The following is a 16,570-nucleotide window of genomic DNA, read 5'->3' as shown; positions in this document are numbered from 1 at the left end:
CCGCGCCCAGGTGCCGGCCTGACGCCATTGTCTGCACCGGCGTCCGCGCCGGCCGAGACATCGCTACTATTGCAGTGCAAGCGGTCGCCCGGTGGTCTCTTTCCGTGGATGCGACCTGGCATGTCGGGCGGGCCGGCCGGCGTGTGATTCTCGGCTGTTCGCGAGAAGCGGATAAGCAAAAACGTCGAGGTGGTGGCCCAGGTAGAGTATCCGAGGCCGGTGCGGCGTCGGGGGAGGCCGGGTTGGGGGAGCTGCCTGGGTGGAGCGTGGGGCACGGGGCGCCGGCGTGGGGAACCTGCTCGTGCGCAAGGGCGCGGGCGGTGGATGACGGTTCGATGAGACCGCGGCTCCCGAGATCACGGCCACCAACCTGCACCTACGTTCGAACAGTTCGAGAAACATCGTGCTCCTGGTAGTGCTGCGCCGTCCCGCTCGACATCGTTCCTGATCAGCGGGGCATGGACTTCGTCGAATCCCGGCATCTTGGAACAATGAACTAGTTCGGACGGATGGCCGGTGCGCGCGGTATACCGTTGCCGTTACAAGGTGCAGCCGCCGGCCGGAATGCGCTGTGACGCCGCGCGCACCACTCGTGATTACGACGGGGAGATGCCGGATGGGGGCCGAGGTCACGGCGGGTGGTCCGTGGGGGGACGACAATGACCGCCTTTCGGCGCTGTTCGCCTCCTACCCGGCGGAGGATACGGAGGCTGCGGAGGGCTGCGCGGATCCCTGGCCGGAACCGGGCGTGGCCCCTCCGTCCTCTGATTCGTCCCCGGTCCCGGTCCCGGTCCCGGTCCCGGTCCCGGCCCCGCTCCCGGCCGCGGTGAGCGGGCCGAGCACGGCGGGCGGGTCAACCTCGTCACATCGGCCGGACATGCCGGTCGGGGAGGGGAACCCCGGAGACCGGCCGTCGGCGCCGTCCTTGGTGCGCTCGCCGGACCGCTCCGGGCCACGGCCACAGCCGTGCGGCGGACCTCGGTGCCAGCCGTTGTCGGGTGCCCTGCTGGTGGCGCCGATCACCGGGCGAGCGGTTCGGATCCCGGCCCATGCCGAGGAACCCGTGCACGCCGTGGTGGCTGGTGCGGTCACCACCTGGCCGCCACCGGCGTCGCAGCTGACGCTGCGGGGGGATGACGGCCGCGAATATCGGTTCGCCGGGGTCCGTGCCGTGGTCGAGAGTGGTTCCCGGGTCCGCGTCGGGCAGGTGGTGGCTGTGGTGACTGGCCACAGCGGTGACGGGTCATCGGGGCCAGCAGTCCTCGACGTCGAGGTCACGGGGGCGGACGGCCGTCCGCTGGACGGATATGGCCTGCTTGCCGGCCTGGCCGACCCGGCAGCGTACGTCGACCTGACGGCGGCCACCGATCCCGAGCTCGGCGCCGTTGACCGACACGACGACCTGCTCTCCGGGTACCGGGGTGTGGTCGGGGGCGGGAGTGTCCTCCGGTGACCACGTGTGCGCACTGCCATCGGGGCAACGACAGCGCGGCCGAGTTCTGCGTCGGGTGCGGTCGGATCCTCTGGTCCGCGCGGGGCGGGGCCTCCCAGCCGCGGGCTGACAGTCCCGGTGCGCGCCCGGCCGGGCGCACCGCCCGGCCAGGCGAGGGCGGTCGTCCCGCAAATCCGGCAGATGCTGTGAATTCGGGAAATCCTCGGGTGGAACCGCCGTCGGCCCCCGCTCCGGCTCCGGCTCCGCGCAGCCTCCGGCGAGACGGCGGGCGGGCTGGCACCGGGTCCGCGTACGGGGTAAGGCCGGGGCCGGAGACCACAACGTCACCACCTCCGGCCGGCCCCGGCACCGGCCAGCAGGATCGGTCCCCCCGGCCGCCGGGTGCGCCGCCAGGGGCCTCGCGCACACCGCAGGGGCGTATCCGGATCGGTCGGGGCGTACGTCCCGACGGCCTGACACCCATACCCATCACCCAGCTCCTCGGCACCGACGATGCCGGCGGATCGTCCATCCACCGGCATCGTGGTGGGCACCCCGGCGAGGAGACGTCATCCGCGACGTCCTTCCAGGCGCTGAACGCCCCGGGCGTGCTCCCGAGCGACTCCGGCCTGGCCGACGCGCCGGTGCGCTGTCACTGCGGGCGAGAGAGCCCGCCACGCAGCCGCTTCTGCCCCTGTGGGCAGATGCTGGTTCCCGCACAGTCCGACCCTCGGCCGGACGACCCACGGCCCGCCGCCGCGCCCGTCGCGTCGCGGGGGCTGGGCCCGAGCCTCGAACGGGCCGGCGAGCGGCGCAGGTTCGACCGGGAGATGCGCCGCGCCGCGACCGGGCGGTCCGGTTACAGTCGCCCGCTCGCACCTCGCGTCGTCGCCTTCCGGGCGACGTTGTTGGTCGTACCCGTGGCAGTGGCGCTGGCGTCGGCCAGCACCACCACCCGGAGCTGGGCCGCTGACCGGATCTCGACAGTGCTGCCGGGTTCCTACCACGAGATCGACGAGTTCGCCTCGGTGAGCGTCGTGCCCGAGATGGACGAGCGGCCTGGCTACCTGGCTCAACGTGCCGTGGACGGATCCCGCAACCGTGCCTGGATGACAGCCTGGAACCCCGCCGCCGAGATCGGCGAGAGCTGCCCGAAGACCGCCGGCCGGAGCGCGACCCTGATGCTGCGATTCCCCAGCGCGGTTCGCGTCGATCGGGTCTCGATACGGGCAGGCCTGCCCAAGAACGATCCGGAGGCACCGGTCCAGGCACAGCCGAAACAGATCGGGATCCAGCTCGACGACCAGTGCTGGACGAAGGACCTCAGCGACAGCGGTGAACCACAGGTACTGAAGGGCGTCGCCGGCCGGGATGTCCGCATCGCGCGAGTGTGGATCGTCGATACCTTCGACCATTCAAATGGCTCGGGTACCTTCGTCGCGATCAGCGAGATCGACTTCTCGACCGGCGGATGACACCGAGATCGACTTCTCGACCGGCGGATGACACCTGAGTGCTCCCGGCTCAGGCCGGGAGCAGCGCTGGCACAGGCCGGGAGCAGCCGCACCGAGACCTCGCGGGCGCCGTGCTCCACGACCGCCCGCACACCGTCGGCAAGCACCGTCACCTGGGCGAACCGACCGCGCACAGACGCCGCGGTGAGCACGGGCACCGAGCCCCGCGCGGCAGCGAACGAACCGCCGGATCCAGCCGGATCGTCAACGGATCCGCACGGCCGCGTTGCCCGCCGCGGTCAGGTCCGCGGTCGTGTTCGTCCGGTAGGCGTCGACGAACGCGGCGGCTGCGCTCCCGCCGGCTGTGCTTCCGGTGGCGGCGGCGGCGGTGCTGGAGACGGCTGAGGCGGCACCGGCGGATGCCGTGAGCCAGGCCGGTGCCATCAGCGTTCCGAAGGCGGCCGCCGCGGATCCGCGTAGAACGCGCCGCCGGTCGAGTGCCTGCGGGCCGTCCGCCGCCGCTCCGCCCGTTGCGGCTCCGTCCGCGGCCGCCGCGTGGTGCTTTTCCTCGTGCATGAAAGAAGCGCTCCACCGGCCGGTTCGGAGAAGGGGACGCGCCGCCGGCCCCGTGCTCGCCCCACCCGCAGCTGGCAGTATGCAGATGATCTGCGACGGCGACAGGAACGAAACGTTGTTGCGACATGAACGGAAGCCGTCACTGTTTCGGTTCCCCGTGGGCACAGGGGATTTCGGTGGGCAGTGACCGGTGCGCCGGCTCGACTTTCGATGACTTTCGCTAATCGCCGCTTTCACCGAAAGCAGCGACGGTAGAGTCCGCTGGCGACAGTTCGTGTTGTGCCGGGAGTAGCCGGGCTCGGTGAAATCGGTGAAATCGGCGAGGGGGTGCGGCCGTGGACCTTCCGGCGGGAGGCGGGCCCGTCGACTTCCACGTTCACCGGTCCCGGCTCGGCGTCGAGGGCGGCCGGGCCGCGTTCGAGCGGATGGTGACCTCACTCGTCGACCGCCTGCACGGCCCGGCGCACGGCGTCGCCCCGATCCAGGGCGACCGGGGCGTCGACGTCTTCCTCGGCGACCTCACCAGCCAGGTCCGGATCTGGCAGGTCCGGTACGTCATCGACCGCCTGGCCGCCGACCAGCTGCGCAACGTCGAGCACTCCTTCGCGCGGGCCTGCCGGGCAGCGCGCGAGAACGGCTACGGGATCGAAAGCTGGGTGCTGTGCGTCCCGGTGAGCCTTCCGCCGGAAGCCCGCCGGCGTTGGACGGCCTGGCGCGACGGCCGCCAGCGGGAGACGAACATCGCCATCGAGCTGTGGGACGAGACGCGCCTGCGCTCCCTGCTGATGCGTCCCGACACCGACGACATCCGCCGTGCGTACTGCGACGACGACATCCAGGCCGAGCGGCGGACGTCAATTGACGAGCGGCTGCCGTCGACCGGCGAGATACAGCCGGTGACCGGCGAGGTGCGGCCCCTGACCGGTAACGGCGAGGGGCGGCCGTCGACCGGTGCGGGTCAGCTCCCGACCGCGCAGCCGCGGTTGCGCGCCCGCCACGACGACGAGGTGCTCGACGCGACCGATCCGGCCGGCGGCCGCTGGTACGGGGGAGCGGAGGTCCGCCTCGGTCGCGCCTGCTATCTCCTGCACGATCCGGTCACCGAGACCGTCGCGCCGGACCGATCCTGGGCGCAGTACGACGCCGACGCCCGAGAGCTGGTGCCGACGGCCCGGCCGGTGCGGATCAGGCACCTGCAGGTACATCGCCCGACAGCTGACGCCGAGGCCCGCCGCGCCGGCCTACGCGCCCAGGCCGACCTGCTGGACCAGGTCGCCGGCGCGGCCGGTCTGCCGCGCACGCTCATCCGGCACGGCCTGGCCGGCAACGGTGACGACAACGGCTGCGGCAGCGGTGACGGCCATGGCCCCGGCCCCGGCCCTGGCGCTGGCCCCGGACGGGGGCAGGAACACGAGTACGAGTACGAGTACGAACACGAGCACAGGTACCGCCAGGCGGTCACCCGGTCCGACACGGCGACGCTGGTGCTGTCGGCGCCGACCGGCCGGCCCTGGCGCGACGTCCACACCCCCGGGTCGGGCCTCTCCGGCCTCTCCCGCCTCTCCCGTTCCGCGGTCTCCCGCGGCAGCCCGGCCCGTACCCGTCCCGTCCCAGGCGGGTTCGGTGTGAGCGGATTCGGCGCGGGCGGGCCGGTCGGCGGGCTGGACCGCAGCGCCGCCGCGGGGGCGCTCGCCGCGGCGGCCGAACTCTGCCTCGTCCTGCAGACACTGCACCAGCAGGGGCAGGCGCACCGCTGCCTGACGCCCGACGCGATCGTCATCACCGCCCCCGGCCGCGGCCGACGGGCCGTCGCGCTGCGCGATCTCGGCCTGCTCGGCCTGACCGAGGTCCCCGGCGAGGGCGGCCCCTGGCAGGCACCCGAGCAACGTCACCAGGGGCTCGGTCGCTGGCACCATCCCGTGCCGGCGGGCGGCGGCCTGGGCCCGCGTCCAACCCGGGGCCTGGGGGCTCGTCCCGGGCCACCGGCGGACGTCCATCAGGTCGCGGCGCTGGTCCGGGAGACTCTCGGCGGGCTCGCGTCGGCGCCGGACGTGCCGCTGCCGGGCCATTCGGCCGAGTTCAACGATCTGCTGGCGCGCGCCCTGCACCCGGACCCGGCCCGGCGCCCACCCGTCGGCGCGCTCGCCGTCGGCCTGCGCACCGAACGCCAGCGCCTCTCCCTCGGGGGACGTCCGTGACCGTCGTCCCGCCGCCTGTTCGTGATGCCTGACATGGGTGATGCCTGACAAGCACGATGCCTGACATGGGCGACTTCTGGTCAACCGGCAAGAATGCCCGGGCCAAGCGATACGGGTGACCCTCCGGTCGGGTGCCCCTTCGGTGGCGAACTTCGGTCGATTCGCGAATTGGGCTGCGCCCGCCGACCCTTTTCCGTCCCGGAGATCTTTACAAGCGCCCATGTCGGCGGTGCATCACTCTCCCGGTCGAGGTGGCTTCGTCTGGTAACCCCTTTTCTGGCGCTGCGGCAGGGTCCCGGCATTCCCCCGGGTGCTCGCTCGTTCCTCTGAGGAGAGCCCGGCCGGCCGCCGGCTGGGGCCGTCTCGTCCACGGAGGGATGTTTCGACAAATGGGGCAACCGGTGCAGGTGCAGGTGCCCGTGATGGCAGCCAGGCACGAGTCCGTGCCGACGTCGGGCACGGCGCTGGAGGACGCGGGCAGGTGCCGCGGTGGTGGCCGATCGCTGTCGCCGCTGGAGGCATCCCTGGAGCTGCTCGACTTCACCGACGGGCTCAGCACGGCACTGACCGTGGAGGATGTCGCCCGGGTCGCCTTCCAGGCGGTCACCCGCCTCGGTGTCACCTTCGCCGGCATGGTTCTGTTCGAGGAGGACGCGGACCTCGGCCCACGCAGCGGCCCGCCGGGCGCGCCGCTGCGGACGAGGGTCATCACCTGGCCCCGCCCACCCGCTGTCGACCGTGCCTGGGCTGCTCCGGGCAGCTGGGGCCCCGCCGTCGCGACCCAGGTCATGCAGACCGGCCGCGCCCGCTTCGACGCCTCGGCGGCACGCTATCTGCGCGACTTTCCCGACCGTGCCGAGATCTTCGCCGAGCTCCGCATCGAGGCCTGCGCCAGCCTGCCGGTCGTCGCCGACGGCGGCGGCCCGCTCGGGGTGCTGCTGCTCGCCTGGCCCGAGCCCAGGCAGTTCTGGCCGGACTGCCAGGCCTTCCTCCACGCGATGGCCTCCGCCTACGGGCGGGCGATCGGGCGTGCCCGTCGCTACGAACGCCAGATGTGCACCGTGGAGACCCTGCAGCGCGCCATCCTGCCGCCGCAGCTGCCGGTCGTGCCCGGCGTCCAGCTCACCGCCCGCTACCTGCCCGCCGGCCGCGACGTCGGCATCGGCGGCGACTGGTACGACGCGACCGTCCTGCCCGACGGGACGCTGGCCCTCGCCGTCGGCGACGTCGGCGGCCACGGGCTGCGCGCCACCGCGCTCATGGCCGAGCTCAGCCACTCGGCCCGGGCGTACGCGCTGCACGGCCTGTCGCCCGCGGCGATCACCACCCAGCTGTCGGCCAACCTCGCCGGCTCCGGCAGCGAGATCCTGGCCACCGCGGTGATCGCCCAGCTCGATCCGGCCACCGGGCGGTTCAGCTGGTCGTGCGCGGGTCATCCACCTCCGCTGCACCTCGCGGGGGAGGGCGGCCGCCCGCGCTACCTGTCCGAGGTCCACGGCCCGATGCTCGGCGTGCTGTCCGACCACCGGTACGGGCAGAGCGGCCTGCGGCTGACCGGCCCGGGCCTGCTGCTGTACACCGATGGGCTCGTCGAGCGCCGTGACGTCTCCATCTCCCAGCGCCTCGAAGCCCTCGCCGCGAGCGCCGCCCGGATAGCCGGACGGAAGCCGTCGGGACGAATGCCGGCCGGATGGGTGCCGCCCGAGCGGGTGCTCGATCGGGCGGACCTCCGGGCGGACCTCGCCGTTGCCGCCGCCAGCACCGACCTCGACCAGCTGTGTGACGCGCTGCTGGCCGAGATCGCCGGGCCGGGCGAGCGAGAGGACGACGTCTGCGTCCTCGGTGTCGCGCTGACCTGAGCCTGAAGGCTTACCTTCCGTCGGCACCGGCCGGGGTCCGGCAGCCGACACGCCTTGCAGGCGTGGGACGTCCCGCGTGACACTCGCTGTGAGCACACGATTCGGTTGTGACCACCACGGCCCGCCGGAGGTAGATGATGTTCGGTCATCGCAGGTCGGTCGGCGACAGAGCCTCGAGCCCGGGCCCGTCGGCTCCGCCATCCACCCCCGGCGTCGGCCCCTACGACGAGGCCGACGCACCAGACCTCGGCCTGCCCGAGTGGGACTGGCCGCCGCTGGTCGACTACGGCGCGCTGCGCGTCGCCGTCCCGGACGGCGTCACGGTCGAGATCGAACCGGCCCCCGGTGCGCCCGACGTCCAGGAACTCGTCCTGCGAGCCGACCGGCTCACCGTCCGGATGGCGGTCTTCGCCGCCCCGAAGAGCCGCGGCACCTGGGACGGATTCCGCGCCGACCTGGCCGCCGCGATCGCTGGGACTGACGCGCCCAGCGCGGCCAACGTGCCCAGCGCGGCCAACGCGCCCAGCGCGGCCAACGTGCCCAACGTGCCCAACGTGCCCAGCGCGGCCAACGTGCCCAGCGTGACTGCCGCACCCGCCTCAGCCACCCCGGTCGTCACGCCAACGGTCACATCCGGCCGGTACGGGCCGGAGTTCAGCAGCGGCGGCACCCGGCTGATCGGGATCTCAGGCCCGCGCTGGTACCTGCGGATCGTCACCACCCCGGCCGGGGAGGGCGAGGTCGGGAAGGGCGAGGCCGTGGACACCGGTGCCGGCACCGGTGCCCGCACCGCGCTGCCCGTTCTGGACGAGATCCTGCGCGGCACGGTGGTCGTGCGCGGAGCGGGCGCCATGCCGGCCGGAGCCGCTCTCCCGCTGGGCCACCGCCAGCCCACCGGCTCGCGCCGCGTCGCCCTGACCGATCTGTGGACGGACGAGCCGACCACGGCCGGCACCGGCACCCTCGAACGCCGGCGTGACGTCTACGAGTCCACCGGTGTCTTCACCGGCTCCCTGAGCCGCAACCTCTCCACCTGGGGCTGACCTCCGCATCCGGGCCCACCGAACCTGCGTCCACGGCACCTGCGGTCACCGAACCTGCGTTCACCGAACCTGCGTTCACCGCATCAGGGTTCTCGGTGTCTCTGCCGGTGCTCCTGGCCGTGCCGCGGCCGGCTGTCGGTCGAAATCCGCTTCAGGACGTCGATGACCGAAACCCCCGCCTCGACGTACCAGCTGCCGACCACCGCGCCGCCGATCATCACCACACCGAACCCGATCAGCCAGGACAGGATGGTGAACACGACACCGATCGGCCCGTAGGTACTTTCGTTCGACACGATCGTCGCCGAGAACGTCAGCCGGCTGAACCCACCCAGCCCGGTCAGCCCGATCGTCGTGAAGAAGGCCACCGGCCAGGCCGCTCGCCAGCTCAGCCGGCCCATCGTGAGCACCCGGGCACCCGCCCACAGGAACAGCGCCGTCATCACGACGACGGCCAGGGCATAGCCGGCCTGACCGACCGTGGTGCGGGTCAGCACCGAGCCGAGCGCAGTCGAACCGGCCAGGAACACGAGCAGCCCAGTCAGCCAGACGACCTGATTGCGTAGACCGCGCAGACCCGCCGGGCTCAGCCGGAACACCCGCTCGTACACCACCTGAATGGACGCGGCCAGGCTCACCCCGCCCAGCACCAGCCAGAGCACACCCAGCACGGACCAGCCGGAGACCGTCGTCCCACCCCGCGGCGTGAAAAGCCGCTCGACGGCCATCGCCGCATCGTGGTTCAGGCCCATCCGCCTGATGACGATGTCCGCCGCCCCGCCGGCACCCAAAGGCGATGCCGCCGCCAACGCGATCACGAACGGAAAGAACATCATCAGAATCAGCGCGGCGAGGTTCATCGCCCCGTTGATCAGATCCGCCGCACGGAGCCGGGACACCAGATCGCCGCGCAGCGCCCGCCGCATCCGCCGCCGCGCCACACCTAGGCGAAGCGTGTCGCGAAGCCTCGCACAGACGCGCCCGAAAGGTCCGAAGCGGTTCGAGGTCACTCCTGGACGGCTTCTGGACGGCGTTCCGCGGCTACCGGGACGGATGCCCGGACGTCAGTTCGTCCCGGCGAGCAGGTGAGGGGGGAAGCCACCGCGGCTGATCGGCCCCCAGCGGTCGATCCGCAGCCGCAGCAGCACCTTGCCCTGGCGCCGCATCGCCTCGCGGTACTCCTCCCAGTCCGGATGCTCCCCGCTGATGCAGCGGTAGTACTCGACGAGATCCTCGACCGCCGCCGGCTGATCCACCACCGTGACGGTTCCGTCGACCTGCACCCAGTCACCGTTGAACTCGTCCGACAGCACACAGATTGACGCCCGTTCGTCCCGGCGTGCGTTACGTGCCTTGGCGCGCTCAGGATAGGTCGAGATGACGATGTCGTCGGCCCTGTCCACCCCCATGGTCACGGGCGACAGCTGCGGCCTTCCATCACTTCGGGTGGTGACGAGAATGCCACGATGCCGAGGACGGACGAAGTCAAGCAGGGCGGTCCGGTCGACGACGAGATCACGTGCTGCGGTCGGGCTCACGCGCCCGATGCTAACGCCGCCACCAGGCACCTCCCGCCAACCCGTGACCGCCCGCCTCCGCCGCCCGCCTCCGCCGCGCGTCCCGCCAGCGCGCAGCGGGGCGGGCGAGGCCAGCTGGACCCGGCGACACGCAGCCATCCGGGGGTGGCCCCAGGCCGCCCCCAGGCCCCGGATGGACTGCCGACAAAATCTGGATGCCACCCCCGCGTCAAACGCCCTGCGGGCCTGGTATGGTTGTCCACGTCGCCGCGGGAACGCGGAGGCAGGCGCCGCTAGCTCAATTGGCAGAGCAGCGGACTCTTAATCCGCGGGTTCGGGGTTCAAGTCCCTGGCGGCGCACCCGTAAGCCCTGGTCAGGGCATATTTCGTCAGATTGACGATCTAGATTAAGTCGAGATCATCCCGCATTTATCCCGCACTTTGTGAACAGCCGTGGGCGCATTTTTCGTGCACCTTCACGGCTGTTCATCGTTTTTCGTCCTCTGCGCGGCAAGCCGAATGAATGACGAGTTGTGATCTGCGTCACCGTCATCGGTGGATGGATCTTGTAGTCGTCACCGGAGGGTGGCGAGCCCCTTCCGGTGTCACGTTCTGTAGTTTTCGTAGTGGTGTTGGCTGTTCGCGAATGCTGCTAGAACTAGCACCCCCACCTGCTAGTTCTAGCAGTGGTTCTAGCGGCTAAAAGTTGCTCTGAGCTGGGAACTAGCAGCTAGCGGCAGGGGTGACCTGAAGGTTCGAAACCGCCGAAATCGGAGTCTTTGGCGTCCTCGGTAGGCTGCCAGCTGGGCCTAGATCGGCAGTCACGCCGAGTGATATCGGGAGAGCTGCTGTCTCGGTAGATCCCAGGCAACACCGAGACAGCCTGCAATGCCGCAAAGGGTCGACCTTGGCCGGATTGCTAACAATCGCAAGCGACGAGCTAGGGCCTGTTTCAGAACCCCGGTTCCTAGTGGATCACCGCCGTGATGATGATCCGCTGTGGGCCGTGGGGATCTTTCGGATGAGCAGTGGGCGGTGCTGGGACCGTTGCTGCCGGTGGCGGGGCGGGGACGTCCGGCCGGGTGCCGGCGCAGGTTGATCGACGGGATCCGGTGGCGGATCCGCACAGGCGCACCGTGGCGGGACCTCTCCGCGGAGTACGGGCCGTGGCAGACGGTCTACGGCCTTGTTCCGCCGCTGGCAGCGCGAAGGGGTCTGGGTGCGGATCGTGACCCGTTTACAGGCCCGCGCGGACGCGGCCGGTCTGATTGTCTGGGACGTCAACGTCGACTCCACGGTCTGCCGGGCCCACCAGCACGCCGCCGGCGCCCGCCGCGACGGTGCCGACGGCCCGAGGCGTCCATCACCTCCACATCATGGTGATCTTCCGCCCAGTCGTCTCCCACGAACAGTCGCAACACGTCTCCCGCCCTCTGTGTCGATCACCGTGAGCAGCCCGCGGGAGAACAGTCAGCGACCTAATGAACACAGTGCTCACGCCGTAGGGGCGGGCACGACATCCCATCAGCGATCAACTCTCCCGGCCAACCGGCAGGGGCACGGTCTTTCAACAGGACTCGAAGTCCAGGACCCACGAGTGCTCACCTGCCAGCGGCTACCGATCGGGAGTCTGCCGGACGGCTGGCTCCCACGACATCATTAGGCCGCCAAGGGCGTCTGGTACAAGCTCTACGTCATTCTTGACATTTATTCCCGGTATGTGACCGGCTGGCTGGTGGCCGCCGGCGAGGATGCGGTGGTCGCGAAGGACTTCCTCGCCGGTGCCATCGCTCGTAACGGAACCGCGCCCGGGGCGATCCACGCCGACCGTGGTGGGGCGATGGTGTCGAAGCAGGTCTCCGAACTGCTCGTCGACCTGGGCGTCCACCGGTCGCATTCCCGGCCGCGGACCTCGAACGACAACCCCTATTCCGAGGCGCAGTTCAAGACTCTCAAGTACAGCTACGATTTCCCGGACAGGTTCGGGTCACTTGCTGATGCCCGGGTCTACTGCGAGGGGTTCTTCACCGCCTACAACCACGACCATCGTCAATCCGGGATCGGGTTCCACACACCCGCCTCGGTCCACTTCGGGACCGCCGACCAGGTCCAGGCGCACCGCCAGGCCACCCTCGACCGTGCCCACGCGGCGCACCCTGAGCGGTTCGCTCGCCGGCCACGGCCACCCCGGCTCCCTGACACCGTGTGGATCAACCAGCCGGTCTCCGACCAGCCAAGCAACATCCAACTGTCTCAGTTGACTTGACACCTACCGCCCTGTCGGTCAGGACCTGCTGGAACAGGTCGATTGCCTCACGCACCCGTCCCGCCGCCTGGTAGGCGCTGGCGAGGTTGTTCCGCGACGTCAGCGTGTTCGGGTGGTCGGGGCCCAGAATCCGCAGGCGTTCGGTGCTGGACGGCTCCCCTGCGCCAATGCTCTCACCGGGACGCGAGCCAGGCGACTGTCGTCATCTCGGACCAGTGAATTGTTCATTCTCCATACATCGCATGGCCGTGCCGCCCGACTAATCTGCGCGCTCAGGGATCCCGCAAACCCTGTCGGGGTGTCCCCCGGGAGGAAGAATGGCTTTCAGATGTGGCGGTGGCGGCATGCCGGGACGATGGAGGCTGTGGCGTTCTGGCGGGTGGTGCAGGTTCGTGATGGCATTCCTGCTCGCGGTTTCGATGGTGGTGGGTCTGACACGGATGGCGGTAGCCGCCGATAACCCTCCGGCGACGTACACGTTGTCGATCGAGCTGCCCGCGGGCGTCAATCTGGCCAGGGTGCGGGCAGAGGTGGCGGATCTCAACAGCCGTAATCCCGTGCTCAGTGACACCTTTCACCAGGAGGCCCAGCTCTATCCCTTCTCTGTTCTGCCGGAGGGGAGGTTCGTTGTTCTATACGGTTTCGACGGAACTCTATCCCTCGAAGGGTCGGTTCTGTCGCTCAGGATTGAACCGACCGAGGCTCAGGTTGCCCAACTGAGCTTCTGGCAGGACATTCTGACCTACGCTGCCAGCATGCTGGCGGGTTTGGTGATCCGCGTGGCATGCGAAGGTGCCTTCGGTCTCTCCACCGGCGGATCGGGAAGTGTTTTCGCCGCGTCGTTCTGTGCGGCTCTGGGTGCGTCCATCGGGACGCTCATCTACCAGGCTGTGAATATCTTCGCCGACGGCAAGCAGCAGGACTGGAAGCGCTGGGCCCGAGCTGTGGGACTGGCGGTGGTGGCGGGCCTGGTAGGAGTCGCCTGGGAAGGTGGCCTCAACAACTGGGCCCGCAACGATCTCCCCAAGCTCCTGAGAGCGGCGGGCAGTTGGGCAGCCGACACCGGCCGAGGTCTCGTCGGCTGGGCAAGGCCTGCCGGGAGTCTTTTGGAACAGGTCGGGGAGTCCTTGGAGCTGAACGCCGCCGCGGTCGGCGAGGGCATCGCCGAAGGGCTGGAGGAGGGTGCCGCCACCGCTGCCACTAATCTGCGGGTTCTGCCGTTGGGTGACTCGATTACCTACGGAGAAGGAACGCCCGACTTCTCAGGCTACCGGGCCCGGTTGGCGGCACTGCTCGACCCCGAGGTGGACGACCTGGACTTCGTCGGTTCCCAGCAGTCCGGCCAGCTCGCCGACCGGGACAACGAAGGACACCAGGGCTGGACGATCAGCCAGATCAGTGCGATCACGTCCTGCACGGTGCGCCAGTACCGGCCCAATGTCGTCACGCTGCACATCGGCACCAACGACATGGCACGCAATCTCAACGTGGACACCGCCCCCAACCGGCTGCGGGATGTCATCGGCAAGATCCTCGCCGCCGCCCCGGAGACCACGATCCTGGTCTCCACTCTCATCCCCTCGACCACACCGTCGATCATGAGTCGTATCCAGCAGTACAATGCGGCGATCCCGGGAGTTGTCGCCGGCTTTCAGGCCGCAGGCCGGCCCGTGTACCTGGTCGACATGAGCGCCGTCGGCACGGCGGACATGACCAATTCACTGCACCCCAATGCCAACGGCTTCCGCAAGATGGGCGACGCCTTCTACAAGACGATCGACAGTGCCCTGAGATACCGTGCCTTCCACAAGCCTCAGGACGGTGTCTCCGGAGCGTGTGGCGCCGGGACACCGTCGCCGGTCCCAGGGGGCGCCAGCGCCGGCACCAGCATGGACGGCTGGAGAAATGCCGACATGATCGCCGCCGGTGTGGCGGGCGCGACGCGGGCGGAGTTGCGGTTCGCCGATATCGACGGTGACGGCCGTGACGACTATCTGCTGGTCAGCCCCGAGGGGCGGGTACGGGCCTGGCTCAACAACCTGCCTTCCCCGCGCTGGATCGAAGCGGGTGAGGTAGCCGCCGGTGTGCCGGGCGGAACCCGTGAGGAGCTGCGTTTCGCCGACCTCAACGGTGACGGCCGTGACGACTACCTGCTGGTCAGCCCCGAGGGACGGGTACGGGCCTGGCTCAACGCCTACCCCTCCAAGAGATGGACCGAACTGGGCGAGGTCGCCGCCGGTGTAACGGGCGGGACACGGGAAGGCCTGCGGTTCGCCGATATCGACGGTGACGGCCGCGACGACTACCTGATGGTCGATTCCCAGGGCCAGGTACGGGCCTGGCTCAACAACCTGCCCTCGAAGAGGTGGGTGGAGTGGGGAGTCGTCGCCTCGGGTTTCGGGGCGGCCCTTGACCAGGTGCGCTTCGCGGATATCAATGGTGACAGCCGCGACGACTACCTGGCCGTGGACGCTCAGGGCAAGGCGCGGGCCTGGCTCAGCACCATCGGCCAGACCGGCGGCGAGTCCTGGCTGCCCCAGGGTGAGATCGCCGCTGGTGTTGGGGTGTCGCGAGACAATGTCGAGTTCGCCGACGTCGACGGGGACGGCAGCGCCGACTATCTGGCGACCAACGCCACGGCACAGGTCTGGGCGTGGCTGGGTGAGCGGTTCGCCGGGACCGAACGCTGGAACTACCAGGGCATGATCGCCGCCGGAGTGCCGAACGGCACGCTGGGGGAGCTGCGGTTCGCCGACATGGACGGTGACGGCCGTGACGACTACCTGATGGTCAGCCCTGAGGGGCGGGTACGGGCCTGGCTCAACAATCTGCCATCCCCGAGGTGGATCGAATGGAACGAGGTAGCCGCCGGTGTGCCGGGCGGAACCCGTGAGGAGCTGCGTTTCGCCGACCTCAACGGCGACGGCCGTGACGACTATCTGCTGGTCAGCCCCGAGGGACGGGTACGGGCCTGGCTCAACAACCTGCCATCCAGGACATGGACCGAACTGGGCGAGGTCGCTGCCGGCGTACCGGGCGGGACACGGGAGAACCTGCGGTTCGCCGACATCGACGGTGACCGCCGCGACGACTACCTGATGATCGGCGCCCAGGGGCAGGTACGCGGGTGGCTCAACGCCCTGCCCTCCAAGAGATGGACCGAACTGGGCGAGATCGCATCCGGCATCGGTCTGCACGACTCGATGATCACCTTCGCCGACATCGACGGTGACGGCCGCGACGACTACCTGTCCGTCAGCGACCGTGGACGGATCCGCGCCTGGCACAACAACCGCGGCGGCAGCGGTCCGAACTGGCTTATCCAAGGTGAGATCATGACCGGCACCGGGGCTACCCGTGATCAGGTCTTCCTCGCCGACATCAATGGTGATCACCGCTTCGACTACCTGGTCTCCACCGCCACCGGTGTAGTGACCGCCTGGGAGGGCAACGGGCAGCTCCGCAAGGGCTGACCCAGACGCGGGCCGGTCGGTGCCTCTGGAGGGCACCGACCGGCCCGCGACATCCGGCCCTGCCTCACCGGCCACACCGACTCTGTGGATTCGGTGGCGTTTGCGCCAGACGGGCGCACTCCAGCCAGCGCCAGTAGCGACACCACGGTGCGGCTGTGGGAAATCTGATGACCGGACCCGCCGGCCATCAGGAGGGCCGCTTGGCCGCCACGACGGCAGCCAAGCCAGTGGACGCCCGAGTCGCTAGACGATCATGATCCGTACACGTCGGTCACCGATCTGGACGAGGCGGGCCCAGGCTGGCGGGGCCTCGGGCACGTACTCGCTGTCCTCGGACCAGGTTCCGGGCCGGTCGAAGAGGCCGATCACGGTCCGGCTGGGCGGGCGGCGCGGCCAGGGTGTCTGGCCGTCGGTGAGCGCGACGATGACGTCTGGCCGGTGTCGGAGTGCCGCGGCGAAGCCGGCTCGCAGGTCCGTCCCGCCGCCGCCCACGAGCGGGAGATCCTCTGCGCGGCACAGCGTCGTTACCGGGCCGGCCGCGGCGTCGCAGGGTACGACCAGGACGCTGTCGCGCCGGCACGTGCATGCTCGATGGCCAGGATCTGCCGGTGACCCTCCAGGTCGCTGGGCGGGGGAGGGAAGTGGGCGGCGCCGCGCCGAACAGGTCGGCGCCGTCCGGAGCAGCGTCCGGCGGATCACCCGGAACGCCGTCGGCAGCGACTGTCAGACGAAGCGCCTGGTCGAGCACCCGG

General features: G+C 70.0%; 11 protein-coding genes, 1 tRNA gene and 3 pseudogenes. 10 read left to right on the top strand and 5 right to left on the bottom strand.

Annotation, left to right across the window (positions count from 1 at the left end):
- Positions 1-991: 991 nt before the first annotated feature.
- Together FREUN1FDRAFT_RS43595 and FREUN1FDRAFT_RS08785 are read left to right on the top strand one after the other, a co-directional pair.
- Complete coding sequence (locus FREUN1FDRAFT_RS43595; RefSeq protein ID WP_157474489.1) at positions 992-1,453, top strand: hypothetical protein; 462 nt, start codon at positions 992-994, stop codon at positions 1,451-1,453.
- A 683-nt stretch (positions 1,454-2,136) separates the two neighbouring features.
- Positions 2,137-2,907, top strand: coding sequence for a hypothetical protein (locus FREUN1FDRAFT_RS08785; RefSeq protein WP_006539650.1), 771 nt, complete (start codon positions 2,137-2,139; stop codon positions 2,905-2,907).
- Positions 2,908-3,150: 243 nt separating this feature from the next.
- Here FREUN1FDRAFT_RS08785 and FREUN1FDRAFT_RS08780 read toward each other — a convergent pair whose 3' ends face one another.
- Entirely contained in the window at positions 3,151-3,462 is a 312-nt protein-coding gene (locus FREUN1FDRAFT_RS08780) for a hypothetical protein (RefSeq protein ID WP_006539649.1), read from the bottom strand.
- A gap of 335 nt (positions 3,463-3,797) precedes the next feature.
- Here FREUN1FDRAFT_RS08780 and FREUN1FDRAFT_RS39585 point away from each other — a divergent pair, with 335 nt between their 5' ends.
- The 3 genes from FREUN1FDRAFT_RS39585 to FREUN1FDRAFT_RS08765 all read left to right on the top strand — a co-directional run bounded on the left by FREUN1FDRAFT_RS39585 (position 3,798) and on the right by FREUN1FDRAFT_RS08765 (position 8,562).
- Positions 3,798-5,660: a hypothetical protein gene (locus FREUN1FDRAFT_RS39585; protein WP_006539648.1), complete on the top strand. Its 1,863-nt coding sequence runs from the start codon at positions 3,798-3,800 to the stop codon at positions 5,658-5,660.
- Positions 5,661-6,082: 422 nt separating this feature from the next.
- Complete coding sequence (locus FREUN1FDRAFT_RS08770) at positions 6,083-7,519, top strand: PP2C family protein-serine/threonine phosphatase (RefSeq protein WP_232295109.1); 1,437 nt, start codon at positions 6,083-6,085, stop codon at positions 7,517-7,519.
- A gap of 137 nt (positions 7,520-7,656) precedes the next feature.
- Entirely contained in the window at positions 7,657-8,562 is a 906-nt protein-coding gene (locus tag FREUN1FDRAFT_RS08765) for a DUF3710 domain-containing protein (protein WP_006539646.1), read from the top strand.
- An 83-nt stretch (positions 8,563-8,645) separates the two neighbouring features.
- Here the strand turns inward: FREUN1FDRAFT_RS08765 and FREUN1FDRAFT_RS08760 are convergent, their stop codons facing one another.
- Both FREUN1FDRAFT_RS08760 and FREUN1FDRAFT_RS08755 read right to left on the bottom strand, forming a co-directional pair.
- Positions 8,646-9,503 carry a ribonuclease BN gene (locus tag FREUN1FDRAFT_RS08760; protein WP_198144276.1) on the bottom strand — a complete coding sequence of 286 codons (858 nt, stop codon included), beginning with the start codon at positions 9,501-9,503 and terminating at the stop codon, positions 8,646-8,648.
- A gap of 123 nt (positions 9,504-9,626) precedes the next feature.
- Positions 9,627-10,100, bottom strand: a complete 474-nt coding sequence (locus FREUN1FDRAFT_RS08755) for a PPOX class F420-dependent oxidoreductase (RefSeq protein WP_035950929.1) — start codon at positions 10,098-10,100, stop codon at positions 9,627-9,629.
- 266 nt (positions 10,101-10,366) lie between these two features.
- Between FREUN1FDRAFT_RS08755 and FREUN1FDRAFT_RS08750 the strand changes: the two genes are divergently transcribed.
- From FREUN1FDRAFT_RS08750 to FREUN1FDRAFT_RS08745, 3 genes and pseudogenes are all read left to right on the top strand, one after another.
- Positions 10,367-10,439 (top strand) — tRNA-Lys (locus tag FREUN1FDRAFT_RS08750).
- A gap of 639 nt (positions 10,440-11,078) precedes the next feature.
- Positions 11,079-11,421, top strand: a pseudogene (locus FREUN1FDRAFT_RS47950) (IS5 family transposase); the annotation flags it as partial.
- Positions 11,422-11,760: 339 nt separating this feature from the next.
- Positions 11,761-12,345, top strand: a pseudogene (locus FREUN1FDRAFT_RS08745) (transposase); the annotation flags it as partial.
- On the opposite strand, the gene FREUN1FDRAFT_RS41225 reads toward FREUN1FDRAFT_RS08745, so the two are convergent.
- Positions 12,290-12,472, bottom strand: a complete 183-nt coding sequence (locus tag FREUN1FDRAFT_RS41225) for a tetratricopeptide repeat protein (protein WP_255348203.1) — start codon at positions 12,470-12,472, stop codon at positions 12,290-12,292. The pseudogene FREUN1FDRAFT_RS08745 and the gene FREUN1FDRAFT_RS41225 sit on opposite strands and share 56 nt — an antisense overlap.
- Positions 12,473-12,740: 268 nt before the next feature.
- Between FREUN1FDRAFT_RS41225 and FREUN1FDRAFT_RS46065 the strand changes: the two genes are divergently transcribed.
- Together FREUN1FDRAFT_RS46065 and FREUN1FDRAFT_RS46060 are read left to right on the top strand one after the other, a co-directional pair.
- Positions 12,741-15,818, top strand: a complete 3,078-nt coding sequence (locus FREUN1FDRAFT_RS46065; RefSeq protein ID WP_232295108.1) for an FG-GAP-like repeat-containing protein — start codon at positions 12,741-12,743, stop codon at positions 15,816-15,818.
- Positions 15,819-15,902: 84 nt separating this feature from the next.
- Positions 15,903-15,986: a hypothetical protein gene (locus tag FREUN1FDRAFT_RS46060; RefSeq protein ID WP_369809777.1), complete on the top strand. Its 84-nt coding sequence runs from the start codon at positions 15,903-15,905 to the stop codon at positions 15,984-15,986.
- 75 nt (positions 15,987-16,061) lie between these two features.
- Here FREUN1FDRAFT_RS46060 and FREUN1FDRAFT_RS41220 read toward each other — a convergent pair.
- Positions 16,062-16,409: pseudogene (locus FREUN1FDRAFT_RS41220) on the bottom strand (VWA-like domain-containing protein); the annotation flags it as partial.
- Between the last annotated feature and the right edge of the window lie 161 nt (positions 16,410-16,570).

Origin of the sequence: Parafrankia sp. EUN1f (assembly GCF_000177675.1) — a bacterium.
GTDB lineage: Bacteria > Actinomycetota > Actinomycetes > Frankiales > Frankiaceae > Parafrankia.
This window is presented reverse-complemented; position numbering and strand designations above follow the sequence as displayed.